The organism is Rhodanobacter geophilus, assembly GCF_040812275.1.
Taxonomy (GTDB): domain Bacteria; phylum Pseudomonadota; class Gammaproteobacteria; order Xanthomonadales; family Rhodanobacteraceae; genus Rhodanobacter_A; species Rhodanobacter_A geophilus.
The window spans coordinates 27,098-44,371 of sequence record NZ_JBFOHL010000021.1; the positions used below are offsets into that span (position 1 = coordinate 27,098).

The window sequence follows — 17,274 nt, forward strand, 5'->3', positions numbered from 1 at the left end:
CCATGCTCCGCTGCAGCCGTCGAGGCGCGGTCGCCGATCCTGCGATGAACGTCTCAACTGCCGCGCAGGGCGTACATGCGCGCCACGCTATCGTCGAGGATGCCCGCAAGCAAGGCCACCGGCGCGGCCGCGGCAGGCACGGGACCGGTTCAGGCCTTGCGCACGAACTCCGACTTCAGCTTCATCGGGCCGATGCCGTCGATCCTGCAGTCGATGTTGTGGTCGCCTTCGACCAGGCGGATGTTCCTGACCTTGGTGCCGACCTTGACCACGAGGGACGAGCCCTTGACCTTGAGGTCCTTGATCACCGTGACGCTGTCGCCATCGGCCAGCCGGTTGCCGTTGGCATCCTTCACCACCGGTGCGTCGTCGTCGACGGCGGCTTCCGCATCCTTCGACCATTCGTGCGCGCACTCGGGGCAGACCAGCAGGCCACCGTCCTCGTAGGTGTAGGCGGAGTTGCACATCGGGCAGTGGGGCAGCTCGCTCATGCTCGGTTCCAGCGTGTCATTGTCGGAATCTTGAAGTGAGACGTGCCGCGCTCAGCCGGCACGGCTGGCGTACTTGCGCGCCACGTAGTCGTCGAGGATGCCCACGAATTCACGGGCGATGTGGTCGCCGCGCAGGGTCATCGCCTTCTCGCCGTCGATGAACACCGGCGCCGCCGGCGCCTCGCCGTTCCCGGGCAGGGAAATGCCGATATTCGCGTGCTTGGATTCGCCCGGCCCGTTCACCACGCAGCCCATCACCGCCAGGGTGAGGTTCTCCACGCCGTCGTACTTCACCCGCCACGCCGGCATCTGCGCGCGCACGTGCTCCTGCACGGTCTTGGCCAGTTCCTGGAAGAACTCGCTGGTGGTGCGGCCGCAGCCCGGGCAGGCGGTGACCAGCGGCGTGAACGAGCGCAGGCCCATGGTCTGCAGCAGCTCCTGCGCCACGATCACCTCGCCGGTGCGCGAGGCGCCCGGCTCCGGCGTGAGCGAGATGCGGATGGTGTCACCGATGCCCTCCTGCAGCAGCACCGCCAGCGCGGCACTCGACGCGGTGATGCCCTTGGAGCCCATGCCCGCCTCGGTGAGGCCGAGATGCAGCGCGTAGTCGCAGCGCGCGGCGAGGTCGCGGTACACCGCGATCAGCTCCTGCACGCCGGACACCTTGCACGACAGGATGATGCGCTCGCGCGGCAGGCCGATCTTCTCGGCCAGCACGGCCGAATCCAGTGCCGAGCGGATCAGCGCCTCGCGCGCCACGTGGCCGGCGTCCCACGGCTCGGAGCGAGTGTGGTTCTCGTCCATCAGGGTGGCGACCATCGCCTGGTCCAGCGAGCCCCAGTTCGCGCCGATGCGCACCGGCTTGCCGTGCTGGATCGCCTTCTCGATGATCGCGCCGAACTGCGCGTCCTTCTTCTTGCCGAAGCCCACGTTGCCGGGGTTGATGCGGTATTTCGCCAGCGCCTCGGCACAGGCCGGCTCGTGTTCCAGCAGCTGGTGGCCGTTGTAGTGGAAGTCGCCGATGACCGGCACCTCCACCCCCATCATCGCCAGGCGGTCGCGGATGTGCGGCACCGCCGCCGCCGCCGCCGGCGTGTTCACCGTGATGCGCACCAGCTCGGAACCGGCGCGGGCCAGCTCGGCGATCTGCTTCGCGGTGGAAACCGGGTCCTCGGTGTCGGTGTTGGTCATCGACTGCACCACGATGGGCGCGCCGCCACCGACGATGACCTTGCCGATCCGCACGCCGACGCTGGGACGACGCGTCAACGGTTCGGCCGCACGCGGTTTGGAAGTAGAGGGTTCGTTCATGCAGGCAACCGGGGAAGATTCCGCCGCTCCACGTCGCGGCGCAGGCGACAAGCATAACGGAATGCCCATGACGGCACGGCAAAACCGGATCGCCCGGCGTGGCACACTCCCCCCATGCCCGCGACTTCGCCGCTGCTGTCTCCCGCTACCCGTCTGCTGGCCGAACAGGCACTGAGCCGCAGCGCGGGCGCGCCGCTGCTGGGCGGCAACGCGGTGCAACTGCTGATCGACGCCGAGGCGCATTACGCGGCCTGGCTGGACGCGATCTGTGCCGCGCAACGCTGCGTGCTGCTGGAGAACTACATCATCCGCAACGACGAGGTCGGCCGCGCGTTCCGCGATGCACTGGCCGAACGCGCGCGCGCCGGCGTCTTCGTGGCGGTGGTGGCCGACTGGATGGGTTGCCTCGGCCAGTCCGGCCATGCGTTCTGGCAGCCGCTGCGTGCCGCCGGCGGCCAGGTGCGCATCTTCAACCCGCCCAAGCTCGGCCAGCCGTTTGGCTGGATCAGCCGCGACCACCGCAAGCTGCTGGTGGTGGACGGCGTGCAGGGCTTCCTCTCCGGCGTGTGCATCAGCGCGAAATGGCTGGGCGACACGCGCCGCGGCGTGCCGCCGTGGCGTGACACCGGCGTGGCGCTGCGCGGCCCCGTGGTGGCCGAGATGCAGGCCGCATTCGCACAGAGCTGGGCCGAGGCCGGCGGCGAACTGCCGCCCTTCGCGGCGGTCGGCGACGGTGCTGCCGGTGACGTGGCGTTGCGCCTGATCGCGACGCAACCCGCCAGCGCCGGCATCTACCGGCTCGACCAGATGATCGCCGCGCTGGCGCGGCGCACGCTGTGGCTCACCGATGCGTATTTCGTGGGTACCGCCCCCTACGTGCAGGCGCTCACGGCCGCCGCGCGCGACGGCGTGGACGTGCGCCTGCTGGTACCGGGAAGCAGCGACATCCCGCTGGTGGCCGGCCTGTCACGCTCGGGCTACCGGCCGCTGCTGCAGGCCGGCATCCGCGTGTTCGAATGGAACGGCTCGATGCTGCACGCCAAGACCGCGGTGGCCGACGGCCAGTGGGCGCGCGTGGGTTCCTCCAACCTCAACCTTGCCAGCTGGCTGAGCAACCGCGAGATCGACGTGGCGATCGAGGATGCCGGATTCGCCGCACGACTCGCCACGCAGTACGAGCACGACCTCGGGCACGCCACCGAAATCGTGCTGAGCCCGCGCAAGCATCGCCGCGACAAGCTGGGCGGCGCCACCGAGCGCCCCGCGCGCACGCGCCACGACGGCGGCAGCTCAAGCCGTGCCGCCACCGGCGCGGTTCGCCTCGCCAACCGCATGGGCGCGGCGCTGGTCGACCGGCGCGTGCTGGGCCACGCCGACGCCGGCCCGCTGGCGCTGGGGGCGCTGGCCCTGCTGCTGCTCGCCGCGGTGGCATGGTGGTGGCCTGCGGTGCTGGCCTGGCCGCTGGGCCTGCTGTGCGCATGGCTGGCCTTGAACCTCGCCATCCGTGCCTGGCGCGAACGGCGGCGCAGGCCCGGCGCGGACAATTGAGCCGCACCCACCGCTTCGCCGAACCCCTGCCCGTCTCCCGGAATCGCGCAGCAGCATCCGCGATCCAATGCCTCCCGGGCACGAGGGCCCCGCTCTCCGATACGTCAGCCACTACCTGCACAACATCCGCCAAGCCACTGTTATGCAAGCCTCTGCGGCCAGCGCCAGACGTGCTAGGCTCGCGCACTCATGCACCCGCCCGACACTGCACCGCCTCGCCACATCCTCACCCCCAGCACGCTGAACCGGCTGGTGCGCGGGCTGCTGGAAGACGCGTTGCCGCTGGTGTGGATCGAGGGCGAACTGTCGAACGTGGCGCGGCCCGCGTCCGGGCATCTCTACTTCACGCTGAAGGACAGCGGCGCCCAGGTGCGCTGCGCGATGTTCCGCCCGAAAAGCGCCGCGCTGCGCTTCAAGCCCGCCGACGGCATGCAGGTGCTGCTGCGCGCGCGGGTGGGCCTGTACGAACCGCGCGGCGAATTCCAGCTCGTGGCCGAGCACATGGAACCGGCCGGCGAAGGCGCGCTGCAACGCGAGTTCGAGCGGCTGAAGGCGCAGCTCGATGCGGAGGGCCTGTTCGACCCTGCGCGCAAGCGCCCCCTGCCCCGCTACGCGCGGCGCATCGGCGTGATCACTTCCGCCACCGGCGCGGCGATCCGCGACGTGCTCAGCGTGCTGGCGCGCCGCTGGCCGCTGGCCGAGGTGGACGTGCTGCCGGTGCCCGTGCAGGGCCGCGAGGCACCAGCCGCCATCGTGGCCATGCTGAAAAGGGCTTCGGCCAGCGCCCGCTACGACGTGCTGCTCGTCACCCGCGGCGGCGGCTCGCTGGAAGACCTGTGGGCGTTCAACGACGAGGCCGTGGCGCGCGCGATCCACGCCTGCGCCGTGCCGGTGGTCAGCGCCGTGGGCCACGAGGTGGACTTCAGCATCGCCGACTTCGTCGCCGACCTGCGCGCGCCCACGCCCTCGGCCGCCGCCGAGCTGCTGGTGCCCGACGCGCAGACCACGCTGCACCACCTGCACCAGCTGCAGCAGCGCCTGGCCGCGCTGGAACAGCGTCGCCTGCAGGCACTGGACCAGCGTGTGGACCATCTGTTCGCCCGCCTGCAGGCCCAGCGTCCGCAGGCGCGATTGGCACGCGACCGCGAACGCCTCGTCCACTTGCAGCACCGCCTGCTCGCCACGCTGCGCGACCGTCGGCAACGCGACCGCATCCGGCTGGATCGCCTGCACGCCCGCCTGCTGGCGCGCCACCCGCGACAACGGCTGGCGCTGCTGCAACGCCAGCTCGCCGAACAGTCGCAACGCCTCCGCCAGGCCATCGCCCGCCAGCTGGAACGCGAACGCCACGCCCTGCAGCAGGCGGCCCGCACCCTGCACGCGGTGAGCCCGCTGGCCACACTGGAGCGCGGCTACGCCATCCTGTTCGATGCCGACGGCAAGGTGCTGCGCTCCGTGCAAGGCGTCGAACCGGGCGACGCGTTGCGCGCGCGACTGGCGGATGGGGAATTGGCGCTGCTGGCGGCCAGGCGCAAGCCTGCGGAGCCGACCGGCAAGTGAACCGGCCCCGCTTTCCCGCGTGCATCGTTTTTGAACCCCGGCATCAGGCACCGCTTCATGCGCCTCTGGTCACTGCATCCCCGATACCTGGACGCGCAAGGTCTGGTCGCGCTGTGGCGCGAAGCCCTGCTGGCCAAGGCGGTGCTTCGCGGCGAAACGCGGGGATATCTCCATCACCCGCAGCTGACGCGATTCAGGGAGCATGCCCGGCCACGCCTGGCCATCAATTCGTATCTGGCCACGATCCATGACGAAGCCACGCGCCGCGGCTACCGCTTCGACCGTTCCAAGATCGGGCCGGTGCGGGAAGTCCCGCCCATCACGGTGACGTCGGGCCAACTTGCACGCGAGTGGCATCACTTGCAACGCAAACTTGCGGTGCGCAGCCCGGACGTCCTGTCGCGCTGGATCGGTGTGGCTGCCCCGGATTGCCATCCGCTGTTCCGGCGGAAGCCCGGCCCGGTGGCATCGTGGGAGCGGGCTCCGGGCGACGCCTGACCACCCGATCCGGCTTCCAGGCCATCGAGGTGGCTTGGCAGGCGGGCACTGGAACGGCTGCCGGAGCCAAGCCGCTCGCGGCCCTACCAGACCAGATCGTCCGGCACCTCGAACCGCCTGTAGTACTCGTCGTCCGCGTCGCTGCCGCCGCTGCCTGCTTGGGCGCAGCCATGGTCCAGCACGACCAGATCCGCATCGCGCTCGCGCACCTTGCCGGCGGCGGCGCGCGGCAGCAGTTCGTAGCCCTCGCCATGGCGCACGATCACCAGCGCGCCGCTGGCCAGTTGTGTGCGCAGCGCCTCGTTGACCAGCACGCTCTTGATCGCGTTGCCGTCGGCGAAGCGATAGGCGATCTCGCCTTCGCGCTTGAGCTTGTGCGTCTCGACGATCTGGCGGGCCTGTGCGCGCGCCTCGTCCGCACGCCGCCGTGCGTTGCCTTCGGCTGCCAGCATGCGATCACGCTCGGCCTTCTCGGCCTGCAGCCGCTCCGCTTCCAGTTGCCCGGCGCCCGGCGCGACCGGCGCCTTGCCCCTGTGCTTCGCCGCCTGCTCGCGCACGGCCTGCGCGGCCTTGGCCTTGTTGACCAGGCCGGCCTTGAGCAGTTGTTCTTGCAGGGGATTGCGCATCTCGTGGAAGTTTCGGGCGGATCCGGCCTGCGATTGTAGCTTGGACAAACAGTACGGCATGGCGCATCACCGGCCCTGAACACGCCAACGGCCTATGCTTGCCCGATCGCACCGCAGGGCCCGCGCCATGTTGAACAAGACCTACCCGTTCTACCTCGCCAACCAGCCGCAGACCGCGAAGACCATGCTGGACGTCTTCGACAAGTACAGCGGCAAGCTCGCCACCCGCGTGGCGGTGCCGGACGCGAAGGCGGTGGAGAAGGCCATCGCCGCCGCGGTGAAGGCGACGAAGCCGATGCGCGAGTTCAAGCCGTGGGCGCGGCAGGCGGTGCTGCAGCACTGCGTGGACCGCTTCAGCGCACGCCGCGACGAACTGGCCGAGGCGCTGTGCATCGAGGCGGGCAAGCCGATCAGGGATGCGGCAGGCGAAGTGACCCGGCTGATCGAGACCTTCCGCATCGCCGCCGAGGAAGCGCTGCGCATCAACGGCGAAACCTTGAACCTGGAACTGGCCGCGCGGCTGGACGGCTACCATGGCTACACGAAACGCGTGCCGATCGGGCCGGTGTCCTTCATCACACCGTTCAACTTCCCCCTGAACCTCGTCGCGCACAAGGTGGCGCCGGCGATCGCGGCGGGTTGCCCGTTCGTGCTGAAGCCTTCCGAAAAGACACCCGTCGGCGCGCTCATCATCGGCGAAGTGCTGGCCGAGACCGACCTGCCCAAGGGCGCGTTCTCCATCCTCACCCTGGACGGCGCGCACGCGGCGCCGCTGGTGGAGGACGAACGCTTCAAGCTGCTCTCCTTCACCGGCGGGCAGATCGGCTGGGACCTCAAGGCGCGCGCCGGGCGCAAGAAGGTGACGCTGGAGCTGGGCGGCAACGCGGCCTGCATCGTCGATGCCGACCAGGACGGCAAGCTCGACCACATCGTGCAACGGCTGGTGTTCGGCGCGTTCTACCAGTCCGGCCAGAGCTGCATCGGCGTGCAGCGCATCTACGCCCACGCCGACGTCTACGAGGCGCTGAAGCGGAAACTCGTCGCGGCGACGAAGAAGCTCAAGGCCGGCGACCCGAGGGACAAGAGCGTGTTCCTCGGTCCGATGATCGACGAGGCCGCCGCCGAACGCCTGCACGGCTGGGTCATGGAGGCGAAGCAGGCCGGCGGCAGGATCCTCTGCGGCGGCAAGCGCAACGGCAACATGCTGGACGCCACGCTCATGGAGCACGTGCCGCCCGACGCCAGGGCGAACCGCATGGAGGCGTTCGGTCCGTTCGCCCTGCTCGCGCCGTTCCAGGCCATCGACGAGGCCATCGCGATGGTCAACGACTCCGACTACGGCCTGCAGGCCGGCATCTTCACCGACAGCCTGGAGCACGCGATGCGCGCCTGGGACGAGCTGGAACAGGGCGGCGTGGTGGTCAACGACATCCCCAGCTTCCGCGTGGACAACATGCCCTACGGTGGCGTGAAGCTCTCCGGCCTCGGCCGCGAGGGCGTGCGTTACGCGATCGAGGACATGAGCGAGCTGCGCTTGATGGTGATGCGGCGGTAGCGCCGCTCCGCGACGCCGGCGATCAGCCGGCGGGAGACGCGGGCGCTTCCGGCGGGGCCCCGGCGCGATGGCGCCATGCATACCAGCGATACAAGGCCATGCCGGCGTACTCGTGCAGTGCGTGGTCGGTGAGGCTCAGGTTGCCGGCCTGCGGCAGCAACGACCACGCATTGCGCGCGTAGTCCGCCCGCACCGGCGTGACCGCGATGCCGAAGTGGCGGAACGCGAACTCGGCGCGCCGCAGGTGCAATGCCGAACTGACCAGCCAGACCCGCCGCGCGCCGATGCGCGCCAGCGGCGCCCGCGCGAACTCGGCGTTTTGCCAGGTGGTGCGGCTGCGTGATTCGAGCACCATGTCGTCCGCCGGCAAACCGAGCCGCGCCAACGCCTTGCCGTAGACCCGCGCCAGCGGTTCGCCCGCGGCGTAGGCATCCCCGCCGCTGACCAGCACCGTGCAATGCATGCCGGCGGCACGACAGGCGTTGTACAGGGACATCGTTTCGGCCACCCGCACGTAGCCTCCCGGGCCCGGCTCCGGCTCATCGCCGGGCGGGTTGTTGGCATTGGCGGTGAGCAGCACGATCGCGTTGCTGGGCGCCCAGTCCAGCGCCGGGCGCTGGGCATACGGCGCCTGCCAGCCGCCCAGCAAGAGATACGGCACCGGCCCGCAGCCGATCGCGAACACGACCGCCACCGCCGACACCACACCCGCCAGCCGCAGGCGATGCCAGCCCGCGCGCCCGGCCAGCCAGGCGCAGGCCAGCAACGCGATCAGCAAGGACAGGATCATGGGCGCTCCGGCGATGGGCGAGGCCGCCATTATGCCGGCGGACTGCGCCGCTACGGTGCGCCCGGTTCCGTGGCCTGCATGTTCCAGCCCAGCGCGTTGTAGACGTGGTAGCGCGCCACGCCCACGTATTCGTGCAGCGCCAGGTCGGTCACCGCGAAGTTCCACGACTGCGGCCACCAGTCCATGCGTTCCTTCAGCCAGTCGCTGCGCACCGGCGTGGTCGCGATGCCGAAGTGCGCGAAATACAGGCTGGCGCGGCGCAGGTGCGTGGCCGAGGACACCAGCAGCACGCGTTGCGCGCCATAGTCGTGCAGCAGCGGCGCGCTGAACCGGGCGTTCTGCCAGGTGTTCATGCTGCGCGGTTCCAGCAGCAGGTCGGCGGCCGCCACGCCCATGCGTTCCAGCACGGCGGCATATACCGTGGCTTCCGGCTCGCCGGTGTGCCGTGCGTCGCCGCCGCTCACCTCGAGCCGGCAGCCCATGCCGCTGGCCTTGCATTCGCGGTACAGCGCCAGCGCCTCGTTGATGCGGCTGTGCGCGGGCTCTCCCGGCTCCACCGTGCCGTCCGCCGCGCGCTGGGCGCCGGCGCCCAGCAGCACGATGGCGTTGCGCGGCGCCCAGGCGATCGCGGGACGCCGCGCATACGGCCCCTGCAGGCTGCGCAGCAACCAGGCCGGCAGCAGGCCGCAGCCCGTCGCAAGGAACAGCAGCACGGCCAGCCCCAGCGCCACGCCACCCGTGCGCCGCCATTTCAGCGCGCGCATGGCCACGCCCAGCAGCACCAGCACGATCAGCACATCCAGCGACATCACCCTTCACTCCCGTTCGGCGCGACGTCCGCAGCGTAAAGCAAAGGCATGACGCGATGGCGCGCATCGCCTACCCTGCGCGCATGAGTGAACCGCTGCACACCCTCGCCGCCGCCTGCCGCCACGCCGAGGAGATCAGGAAAAGCCGCTTCCTCGCCCAGGCCGCGCCGATCGCCACGCCGGAGCAGGCGCTGGCCTTCGTGCGTGCGGTGTCCGCCGCGGACGCCACGCACAACTGCTGGGCCTGGCGCATCGGCCAGGACTACCGCTTCAACGACGACGGCGAACCGGGCGGCACTGCCGGCCGACCGATCCTGCAGGCGATCGAGGGCCAGGGCTGCGATCGCGTGGCGGTGGTGGTGACGCGCTGGTACGGCGGCATCAAGCTCGGCACCGGCGGCCTCGCCCGCGCCTACGGCGGCACCGCGGCGGAATGCCTGCGCACGGCCGAACGCGTGCCCATCGTGGCGATGGCGCGACTGGGCCTCAGCTGCGAGTTCGCGGAACTGGCGCTGCTCAAGGCGCGCCTGCGCGACCTGGGCGCCGAGCCGACCCGGGAACAATTCGGCGTCGACGGCGTGGCGCTGGAATTCGAGCTGCCATCGCGCCGCGTCGCCGAAGCCGAGGCGCGTATCGCCGACCTCAGCCGCGGCCGCATCGCGGCGCGGCGGCTCGACTGAGCGCGGTTTCCGCGCGCTTCGTCGAATCGCCACAATTCCGGCTTGTGCACGGCCGATGTGCTGCCCACACTGCGCGGCCACGACCGGCGCAGGTCGATGGTCGATACCGGGCGCCGCATCCCACAGGGGAACCCATGCAACGCCTGCCCGGCCTCGACCTGCTGCGCGCCATCGCCATCGTCTGGGTGATGCTGTTCCACTCGTGGATGATCGGCGGCATCGGCGGTCCGCTCCAGACCGTCGCCGACTATGGCTGGATGGGCGTGGACCTGTTCTTCGTGCTCAGCGGCTACCTGATCGGTTGCCAGCTGCTGGAACCGCTGGGCCGTGGTGAACCGCTGCATTTCGGCGCGTTCTACCTGCGCCGCGCCTTCCGCATCCTGCCGGTCTTCCTCGTGGTACTGGCGATCTACCTGCTGTTTCCCGCCTGGCGCGAGGCACCGGGCATGCAGCCGGCGTGGCAGTTCCTCACCTTCACGGTGAACCTGCTGATCGACTACCAGCACAACCAGGCGTTCTCGCACGCGTGGTCGCTGTGCGTGGAGGAACACTTCTACCTGCTGTTCCCGCTGCTGGCATGGTGGCTGGCGCGGCGTTCGTCGCGTGCGCTCGTGATCGGCTTCGCCGTGCTGGTCGTGGCGACCGGCATGCTGCTGCGCGGCCATGCCGTGCTGCACGGCAAGGCCTGGCTGGAAAGCGTCTACTACCCGACCTGGACGCGGCTGGACGGCCTGCTGGCCGGCGCGATGCTGGCGACGATCCAGGCGTACCGGCCGCGCTGGTGGGCCGGCATGCAGCAGCGTGCCGGCGCGCTGGTCATCGCCGGAGGGCTGCTGGCCGCCGCCGCGATCTGGCTGTTTCACGACAAGACCGGCTTCGCCGCCAGCGTGTTCGGCTTCCCGCTGCTCGCCCTTGCGCTGGCCCTGCTGGTGGCGGGTGGCGCCGGCGCCACCCGGGGGCCGGCCCGCTGGCGCATCCCCGGCGCAGGCTGGCTCGCCGGCGTTTCGTACAGCCTGTACCTGAGCCACAAGCTGGCCCTCCACGCGGTGCACGACGCGTTGCTGCGCTGGCCCGCGGTACACGGGTTTGCCGCCTTCGCCCTGTATGCGCTGGCGATAGCCGCCACGGGCGCACTGCTGCACTACGCCGTCGAGCGGCCATTCCTGCGCCTGCGCACGCGGGTGGTCCGCGTCGGTTCGCGTGGAGCGATCGAAACGCAGGCGGCCTCGGCCTGAGCGCGCCGCGTGATTGAATAGCCCCGCGCCAACCCCATGTGGAACGGATCGCGGTCCGCCGCTCGTTCCTCACGACAAGCCATGAGCGATTCCGCCCAGCCCCGCCGCACCCGCCGCCTCGGCGCCTTGCGCCAGCTGTGGCCGTTCCTCAGGCCGCACTGGCGTCTGGCACTGGGCTGGCTGGTGTTCCTGGGTGTGTCGTCCACCGCCACCCTGGTGCTGCCGATGGCGGCGCGGCAAATCATCGAGCACGGCTTCGAGCACACCGACCCCGCCGCGATCAACACCACGTTCCTCGGCCTGTTCGCGGTGGCGCTGGTGCTGGCCGTCGCCACCGCGGCGCGCTACTTCTGCATCACCCTGCTGGGCGAACGCGCGCTGGCCTCGCTGCGCAGCCAGCTCTACGCGCACGTGATCCGGCTCGACGTGGGCTTCTTCGAGCGCAGCCGCGTGGGTGAGCTCAATTCGCGCCTGGGCACCGACACCGAGGTGGTGCAGGCACTCATCGGCTCGGGCATCTCGGTGGCGCTGCGCAGCGTGGTGATGCTGCTGGGCGCCAGCGCGATGATGATCTGGACCAGCCCCCGCCTCGCCGGGCTCACCGCGCTGGTGATCCCCGCGGTGATGCTGCCGATCCTGGTGTTCGGCCGGCGCGTGCAGAAGCTGTCGCGCGCCAGCCAGGACCGCCTCGCCGACGCCGCGGCGATCGCCAACGAGACGCTCAACGCCGCGCCCGCGGTGAAGGCCTATGCACGCGAGGACATCGAGAGCACCCGCTACGCCGGCGCGATCACCCGCGCACTGGCTTCCGCGCGCCGGCGCATCGGCATGCGCGCCTGGCTCACCGCCGCGGTGATCGTGCTGTTCTTCGGCGCGATCACCCTGGTGCTGTGGGCCGGCGCGCGCGACGTGCTGGCCGGCACGCTGGGCGCCGGCGTGCTGGGCCAGTTCGTGCTGTACGCGATCTTCGCCGCCGGCTCGGTGGCGGGGCTCTCCGAGGTGTGGGGCGACGTGATGCGCGCGGCCGGCGCGATGGAACGCATCGGCGAGCTGTTCGCCGAGCACGCCGACATCGCCAGTCCCGCGCAGCCGCAGGCGTTGCCACGCCCGGTGAGCGGCGCGCTCGCCTTCGAGCACGTGCGCTTCCACTACCCCACCCGCCCCGACGCGCCGGCGCTGCACGACTTCAGCCTGGCCATCCGCCCCGGCGAGACGGTGGCCCTGGTCGGTCCCTCCGGCGCCGGCAAGAGCACGGTGCTGGCGCTGTTGCTGCGCTTCTACGATCCGCAGTCGGGCCGCATCACCTTCGACGGCGCCGACCTGCGCGCGCTGGCGCTGCCCGAGCTGCGCGGCGCGATCGCGCTGGTGCCGCAGGAGACCGCGATCTTCGCCGGCAGCGCCGCCGACAACATCCGCTTCGGCCGCCAGGACGCCGGCGACGACGAAGTGATCGAAGCCGCCCGCGCCGCCGAGGCGCACGACTTCATCCGCGCCCTGCCGGAAGGCTACGCGGCGGAACTGGGCGAGCGCGGCGTGCGCCTGTCCGGCGGCCAGCGCCAGCGCATCGCGATCGCCCGCGCGATCCTGCGCGACGCGCCGCTGCTTCTGCTCGACGAGGCGACGTCGGCGCTGGACGCGCAATCCGAGGCCGCGATCCAGCAGGCGCTGGCGCGGCTGGAGCAAGGCCGCACCACGCTGGTCATCGCCCACCGCCTCGCCACCGTGCAGCGCGCCGACCGCATCGTGGTGATGGACGGCGGCCGCATCGTGGCGCAGGGCACGCACGAGAGCCTGCTGGCCGAGGGCGGGCTGTACGCGGAGCTGGCGCGGCTGCAATTCGTGGCCTGAGCCGACATGGCCGATCCAGTGCGCGCGTCCTGCGCGCAGCGCCACCACGCGCGCGCCGCCTGCGGCAACTGAACCGCAACCCGCTGTTCATCCTGCGTCAGGCTTTTTTTCACATCGCCCTGCCGAACGCGATGGTCCCATCGGTAACTGCCCGGGCCGGCGCGCGATCGTCCGGACCATGGCCACGTCCGCCGGCACGACTCGTCCCCACTACGAAGGAGTGCACCATGGGCAAACGCCTGCTTCCCCTGCTAGTCGGGCTGACGATCAGCGGTGCCGTCTTCGCGCAAACCACGCCCATGCCGGCGGCTGCGTCGACGACCACCCGGACCACCACGACCACCACCACGACCTCCTGGTCGACGCAGCCGCCGAGCGGTGCGATGAGCGAGGAGGCGATCAAGAACGCGATCGCCGGCGCGGGCTACCAGAAAGTGAAGGGCCTGGAGTTCAAGGATGGCGTGTGGCGCTGCAAGGCCCGCGGCGGCAACAAGAAATGGGCCAGGCTGGCCGTCGGGCCTGTCTCCGGCAAGGTCTACCCGTCCGATGCGCCATCCCGGCTCAACGAGGACGAGGTCAACGCCAAGCTGACCGCCGCCGGCTACCAGAACGTCAAGGACGTGAAATTCGACCGCGGCCTGTGGCGCGCGAAGGCGAGATCGCCCCAGGGCCACGGCGTCGACCTGCTGGCCGACCCGAATGACGGCAGCGTAGTCGCCCAGTCGCACGACTGATCCGCTGCCCGTGTGGCCAGGTGCAAGCCCGGCGCCATCGCGGCGCCGGGTCTCACGTTACGGACGCGTTCGCGCCAGGCCGTGTGGCGACGCGACTACGGTTTCCGCTCCGCATCCACCGCCTGCTTGATGGCGGCGACGAACGCGCGCCGTCCGGCCACCAGCTCCTTCGAGGTGGCCGCCGGCCACGACGCCATCTGGGCGATCACCAGCTTGCGCGCGGGATCGACATAGACCATCTGCCCGAAGATGCCGATGGCGGCGTAGCTGCCGTCGGCATCCGTCCACCACAGGTAGCCGTAGCCGCGGTCCGGCGCGTCGGTGCGTGCATGCTCGCGCACCGCGCCGGCCAGCCATGCCTTCGCGATCACCGCCTTGCCGGCGATGCGGCCGCCATCCAGCATGAACTGCCCCAGCCGCGCGTAATCGCCCAGCGTGGCCGAAAGCCCGCTGCCGCCGGTGTCGCTGCCATCGCATTCGTCCTTGATCCAGTACGCGTCGGCGGCCATGCCATAGGGTTGCCAGACGGTTTCCGACAGGTACGCCGCCAGCGAGCGATGCGTGGCGCGCTGTACCAGGATGCCGAGCAGGTCGGTCTCCGCGGTGTTGTAGTTCCAGTGCGTGCCCGCCGGCCAGGCACGCGGCAGCTTCTTGAGGTAGGTGAGCACGTGCGCCTCGCCGTCCACGCACTGGCCGAGATACATCCGCGCCACGTCCGACTTCGCGTCGTCGTAGTCCTCGTTCCAGCGCACGCCGGAGGTCATCGTCAGCAGTTGTTCCACCGTGACATCGGCATAGGCGCTGTCGCGCAGCTCCGGGATGTAGCGGCCGAGCCGGTCGTCCGTGCCGTGGATGTAACCCTGCTGCAGGGCGATCCCCAGCAGGACGGAAGTCACCGACTTTGCCACCGAGAACGAGATCCAGCGCTGCTGCGGCCCGAAGCCCGGCGCGTAACGTTCCAGCCGCACGCGGCCATCCTGCAGCACCATCACGCCGGCGACGTGATTCTTCGCCATGTAGCCGGACAGCTGCGCCGCCGCGTCGCTGCCGGCCGCCACCAACGGCTTGCCTGCCGGCAACGCATGCACCAGCGCACCGTGCGGGACACGATCGCTGGGGAAGCGCTCGTACATCCGCCGGAACTGCGCATCGCGCTCGGCCTGCGGCCAGAACAGCACGCCTTCCAGCTGCTGGCCGACGGTGGGCCTGGCCGGCTCGCTTGCGGCGGAAGACAGCGAGGCCCCCAGGCACAGGGCGGCGGCGATCAGGCAGGTACGGAGGCTTGCAGGCATGTCGAGGTATGGCGCAGAACGACGGAACCTCGATTCTACCGGTTGCCGCATGCCGTCCGTCCGGGACGCGGCTTCGTGGTGCCGGAGCGGGCAGCGAAAACCTAGGAATGATGCAGCCTGCGAGACATATCACAGGGAGATGCCCCCAAAGATGCCCCCAGTGCGTCGTGGTGACTGCCTGGCTTGCGTTTGTCTGCGGGCTGGCACGAGCCAATGGCCAGGGCACCCTCGCGCGCGCGATGTGCACCGGTTCCTCGCGCGCGCGATGCGGGAAGTCATGTCGCCGCTCGCCAGTTTCCGTACGCATACCAACATTCACCAACAGCCCCGAACCTGACCTGCTGGTCCGGTTAACCAGCTCGCACGCCTTAACATTTGTTAACAGGCGCGAACCTGACCACCGCCATAAGGTCAACATTGGTCAACAGGCGCGAACCTAATCGCCGCCGCGATGTCAGGTTTTGTCAGGTTCTCGGACCCGATACTCTTGGCAGTCTTGGCGCTATAGCCCGCACGGATGGCGCCCTGCGCCTTTGCTACTGCGGTGCCTGTCGATCGGCTGGCTCTGACTTCCCTGCAACACGTTGCGACGCGCGAGCCGTTGAACTAGGTTCCCTCGCGCGCGATGGATGTGGGAAGTCATGGCGCTCAGTAAGCTCAGTCGACCATTGCCGCTTGCTCTCTCAGCGCCTTGGCAAGCTGACACAGCATGGGTCATGTGACGCACCGATCCCATGGCCCATGGCTATGGAACTGGTGTGGCAACAGACGACGCCGATGGCGCCCCTGCAGTCGAGAAGGCATGGGCCGGTGGGAGGACAGTCGAGGCATCGGCTACATCCCTGGACGCGGCGTACTTGGTCCCGTTAAACGTAAAGGTCTTTGTGCGATTCATGCTCTCAATAGAGTTGTCGTCGCGCGCAGCGATACCAACCGTATGCAATTCAAGATCTGGCCAGCCCTGTGTCGAAGCGGACGTAGCCCTCAGTTGACCCGTCCATTTGGTGCAGTGTGAGGAATCGCAGGAACCAGTTCCTGTCGTGTCCGATCCAGTATTGCCCTCCCACACGACGACGAGTTGGCCGTTCACAACGGCGATCAAGTCGGCGTAAGTGTCTTCCTCCCCCATTCCGGTATATCCCCCTGTCAAGATGACCGCTTCATGCCCGGACAGAGGGAAAGGTTTGGCGGCACCGTCGAGTTGGCCGAAAGCGCCAAAAGTGGTGATCGAAGGAGCCCAGTTAGACAGAGACCATCCTTGCGATCCTTTGGTAAAAATGCCGCCGCCGATAGTGACGCCGCAAGCATGGCAATCGCCCTGACTGGCGTAGCTCACGATGATGAAGCGCGATGCCGATCCGCTGTATGCATAAGGCATGGAGGCGTAGACAAGCTTGGCTTGAACGGGGTTGCCGTCACCATCAGACACCTGCGGTAACGCGCGAAGTGCCGCGTCGGGATCGAAGGCATCGTGAATGGTGGGGTGCTGTGATCCGCTTCCCAAAGGAGACGATGGCGTGCTGCCTGCTTGGGAGAAGGGTGGAGGTGAGCTCTGTGCCGGCTCATTTGGTGAAGTGACAGCGGGGTCTGAGTCACCCCCGAAGTTACGCACGTCCATGGAACAGAAATCACTCCAGCTCATCTCACTGGAACTACAGGTTTCACCCACGACAATCGACACATCCTGCTGCTTGGTGTCGTTTGGCCAAACGCGCCCCGAGCACAGCGGTCCACTACTGGCCACTCCGCCGTTCTTGTTGACCAAGCGCACGACGACGCACTGAGACCCGGGCGTCCATCCCGTGTTGGTGAACTGGCATGAACCACTGCCCAGACCATTCACCTGGCACCGGGTTTCCAAGTGTTGCCCAATCTGGAGTGCCGGTACGAAAAGGACAGCCAAGGCCAACCCAATGGCGATGACTGCGAACGATGAAACCGTGATCGTGATTGGAGTGGCTCGTTTGCCTCCCTGCTTCGTTACGCGTGCACTGCCGCGGACAGGTGCTCGCTCCACCATGGGCCGACCGCACCTAGGGCAAGCAGGCGCCGAGTCGCTGACGTTGGTCCCGCAATCCGGGCATGTGATCAAGGCCATTTGCCTCCCCCCTCCTCTGCATTGGCCGAATTTTCGAGTTAAGCACACCACCGATAGGTATGGATATGCAATCCCATGAACCGCCCCGGGTTCGGTGGAGGCTCCCACTCTTGAGAGAATGGAGCCATGAACAAGTCCACGAAGTTTTCCCCTGAGGTCCGCGAGCGAGCGGTGCGTATGGTGCAGGAGCACCGCGGCG

15 protein-coding genes and 1 pseudogene are annotated in these 17,274 nt (G+C 69.1%); 8 read left to right on the forward strand and 8 right to left on the reverse strand.

What is annotated here, in order from left to right:
- Nucleotides 1-149: 149 nt before the first annotated feature.
- Nucleotides 150-491, reverse strand: a complete 342-nt coding sequence (locus ABQJ56_RS16575) for a zinc ribbon domain-containing protein YjdM (RefSeq protein WP_367846131.1) — start codon at nt 489-491, stop codon at nt 150-152.
- Nucleotides 492-542: 51 nt separating this feature from the next.
- Nucleotides 543-1,802, reverse strand: a complete 1,260-nt coding sequence (gene ispG / locus ABQJ56_RS16580; RefSeq protein WP_367846132.1) for a flavodoxin-dependent (E)-4-hydroxy-3-methylbut-2-enyl-diphosphate synthase — start codon at nt 1,800-1,802, stop codon at nt 543-545.
- A gap of 114 nt (nt 1,803-1,916) precedes the next feature.
- Here ispG and ABQJ56_RS16585 point away from each other — a divergent pair, with 114 nt between their 5' ends.
- The 3 genes from ABQJ56_RS16585 (at nt 1,917) to ABQJ56_RS16595 (ending at nt 5,408) form a co-directional block, all read left to right on the forward strand.
- A complete protein-coding gene (locus tag ABQJ56_RS16585) occupies nt 1,917-3,350 on the forward strand; it encodes a phospholipase D-like domain-containing protein (RefSeq protein WP_367846133.1) in 1,434 nt (477 codons plus the stop codon).
- 189 nt (nt 3,351-3,539) lie between these two features.
- A complete protein-coding gene (gene xseA, locus ABQJ56_RS16590; RefSeq protein WP_367846134.1) occupies nt 3,540-4,910 on the forward strand; it encodes an exodeoxyribonuclease VII large subunit in 1,371 nt (456 codons plus the stop codon).
- 57 nt (nt 4,911-4,967) lie between these two features.
- Complete coding sequence (locus ABQJ56_RS16595; RefSeq protein WP_367846135.1) at nt 4,968-5,408, forward strand: pyrimidine dimer DNA glycosylase/endonuclease V; 441 nt, start codon at nt 4,968-4,970, stop codon at nt 5,406-5,408.
- A gap of 83 nt (nt 5,409-5,491) precedes the next feature.
- Here ABQJ56_RS16595 and ABQJ56_RS16600 read toward each other — a convergent pair whose 3' ends face one another.
- A complete protein-coding gene (locus ABQJ56_RS16600; protein WP_367846136.1) occupies nt 5,492-6,034 on the reverse strand; it encodes a DUF2058 domain-containing protein in 543 nt (180 codons plus the stop codon).
- 127 nt (nt 6,035-6,161) lie between these two features.
- Between ABQJ56_RS16600 and ABQJ56_RS16605 the strand changes: the two genes are divergently transcribed.
- On the forward strand, nt 6,162-7,589 hold the full coding sequence (locus ABQJ56_RS16605) for an aldehyde dehydrogenase family protein (protein WP_367846137.1): 1,428 nt from the start codon (nt 6,162-6,164) through the stop codon (nt 7,587-7,589).
- Between the two features lie 22 nt (nt 7,590-7,611).
- On the opposite strand, the gene ABQJ56_RS16610 is transcribed toward ABQJ56_RS16605, so the two are convergent.
- Nucleotides 7,612-8,379, reverse strand: a complete 768-nt coding sequence (locus ABQJ56_RS16610; protein WP_367846138.1) for a YdcF family protein — start codon at nt 8,377-8,379, stop codon at nt 7,612-7,614.
- A 50-nt stretch (nt 8,380-8,429) separates the two neighbouring features.
- On the reverse strand, nt 8,430-9,188 hold the full coding sequence (locus ABQJ56_RS16615; protein WP_367846139.1) for a YdcF family protein: 759 nt from the start codon (nt 9,186-9,188) through the stop codon (nt 8,430-8,432).
- A gap of 83 nt (nt 9,189-9,271) precedes the next feature.
- On the opposite strand from ABQJ56_RS16615, the gene ABQJ56_RS16620 reads away from it, so the two are divergent.
- The 4 genes from ABQJ56_RS16620 (at nt 9,272) to ABQJ56_RS16635 (ending at nt 13,685) form a co-directional block, all read left to right on the forward strand.
- Nucleotides 9,272-9,868, forward strand: a complete 597-nt coding sequence (locus ABQJ56_RS16620; protein ID WP_367846146.1) for an IMPACT family protein — start codon at nt 9,272-9,274, stop codon at nt 9,866-9,868.
- Nucleotides 9,869-10,002: 134 nt separating this feature from the next.
- Nucleotides 10,003-11,103, forward strand: a complete 1,101-nt coding sequence (locus ABQJ56_RS16625; RefSeq protein WP_367846140.1) for an acyltransferase family protein — start codon at nt 10,003-10,005, stop codon at nt 11,101-11,103.
- A gap of 81 nt (nt 11,104-11,184) precedes the next feature.
- On the forward strand, nt 11,185-12,951 hold the full coding sequence (locus tag ABQJ56_RS16630) for an ABC transporter transmembrane domain-containing protein (RefSeq protein WP_367846141.1): 1,767 nt from the start codon (nt 11,185-11,187) through the stop codon (nt 12,949-12,951).
- A gap of 227 nt (nt 12,952-13,178) precedes the next feature.
- Nucleotides 13,179-13,685, forward strand: coding sequence for a PepSY domain-containing protein (locus ABQJ56_RS16635; protein ID WP_367846142.1), 507 nt, complete (start codon nt 13,179-13,181; stop codon nt 13,683-13,685).
- Nucleotides 13,686-13,780: 95 nt separating this feature from the next.
- On the opposite strand, the gene ABQJ56_RS16640 is transcribed toward ABQJ56_RS16635, so the two are convergent.
- From ABQJ56_RS16640 to ABQJ56_RS16650, 3 genes and pseudogenes are all read right to left on the reverse strand, one after another.
- Complete coding sequence (locus tag ABQJ56_RS16640) at nt 13,781-14,977, reverse strand: serine hydrolase domain-containing protein (protein ID WP_367846143.1); 1,197 nt, start codon at nt 14,975-14,977, stop codon at nt 13,781-13,783.
- Between the two features lie 411 nt (nt 14,978-15,388).
- A pseudogene (locus tag ABQJ56_RS16645) lies at nt 15,389-15,499 on the reverse strand (terminase small subunit); the annotation flags it as partial.
- A gap of 223 nt (nt 15,500-15,722) precedes the next feature.
- Nucleotides 15,723-16,748, reverse strand: coding sequence for a hypothetical protein (locus ABQJ56_RS16650; RefSeq protein WP_367846144.1), 1,026 nt, complete (start codon nt 16,746-16,748; stop codon nt 15,723-15,725).
- Between the last annotated feature and the right edge of the window lie 526 nt (nt 16,749-17,274).